Below are 1477 nucleotides of genomic sequence, written 5' to 3'. Positions count from 1 at the left end.
TGTATCAAACAGAATAAGTGCCACTGGCCTTGCACTTTATCTTTACCTCGAAGGCTAAAACGATTCAGTTTTTTGTTGGTCTCTATATTACCAAACACTGGTTCGACGGTGGACATACGATGACTGTAAATATGTTTGCCTTGTGGACTGTCTACTCTGTGTTTCATCCAGTCGGTATAGGTAGACGAGCGGTTTTCGTTAAGTCTAAATGATACTTGTCGGCCATTGCCTTTGCGGTGGTCAGCAGCATTAGGGTTATGCATACATTGCTGCTTTTTATCGCAGTCTCGACATTGCGATAACTTACCTTCGAAGTAGGCGGTTTTTATGCCTTGAGCATTTTCTCTGATACCTCTAAAACTAATCATTTTGCCAGATGGACACTCGCAGGTGTTATTGACTGGGTCAAAGCTAAATTCGCTGGCGGGGATAAGGGTTTTCTTACGCACTTTCTTGTCTTGGTGGCGTTTACCGTATTTGACTTTCTGCTCACTGAACTTCGGGTCACGACTACGGAATTGGTTGTCGGGGATATAACCGTTAATCCCTTCCTCGTGCAGGTATTGATTATTCGCCTCATTGGCAAACCCTGTGTCTGCCGTGATAATGGTTTGGGCTTTTAAGATGTCTTCACTGATGTCTAAGCGTTTGAACCGAGCATTAATCGTTTCTAGAATGGGCTTTAAGGTGTGATGCTCTTGGCCTTCTCCAAACACTTGTGCATCTACCACTATCTGGTGCTTTTTATCCACCGTCGCCACACCGTTATATCCTTGAATGGTACCTTTACTGGTGGTCATTTTAGCTGACTGATTATCGGTAATGTTACTTTTGACTTCTTGAGGTCGTTTGCCTTTACCCATCCGTGGTTCGGCTTCCTTTAGGAATTGTTCTATCTTGTCGTGGGCATTATTCAAAGTATCTATCGCCTGCTCTGCACGCTGCCGACGCACATCATCTGAGGCTTCATTTTTATCTAACGTCTCGTGCACATGCATATGATGTTGAATTTGGCGTTTAAGTTTAGCCCGTTTTTCTTCCAATTCTTTGAACGTACCCGACCACTCTTTAGCAGCATTAGAAGACATTTTACAGCCATCAATCGCAAATAATTCATTGCCCAATAAACCTTGCTCATGGCAAATCAATAACACCTGCTCGAACACCAATTCAATCTCACTTTTACGGCTACTCACAAACTCGGCAATGGTCGTAAAGTGTGGCACCGAATCACAGCTCAGAGCCTTAAAGATAATATTGGTTTCGCAGCACCACTGAATTTCACGGCTAGAGGTAATGCCTTTGGAATAAGCAAACAAGATTATCTTCAACAGCGCAGCTGGGTCGTAGGCTGGACGCCCTGTTTTATCATTTTGATACTTAGGGTAACACACAGAGACATCCAACTTCGATTCAATCAAATGATGAATAGCATACTCAAACGTGCCCGCCTGAAGTTGGTCTAAATAGTTGATAA

1 protein-coding gene is annotated in these 1477 nt (G+C 43.3%); it reads right to left on the bottom strand.

Features of this window, described 5'->3' with window-relative positions:
- Positions 1 to 1475, bottom strand: a 1475-nt coding sequence (locus L0668_RS20510; protein WP_235314595.1) for a transposase, incomplete at its 3' end; no start/stop codon positions are given.
- Positions 1476 to 1477: the final 2 nt, after the last annotated feature.

This window comes from Paraglaciecola algarum, from assembly GCF_021532655.1.
GTDB classification, from domain to species: Bacteria; Pseudomonadota; Gammaproteobacteria; order Enterobacterales; family Alteromonadaceae; genus Paraglaciecola; species Paraglaciecola algarum.
Note: the sequence above shows the minus strand (reverse complement) of the source record. Positions and strands in the feature narration are given on the sequence as shown.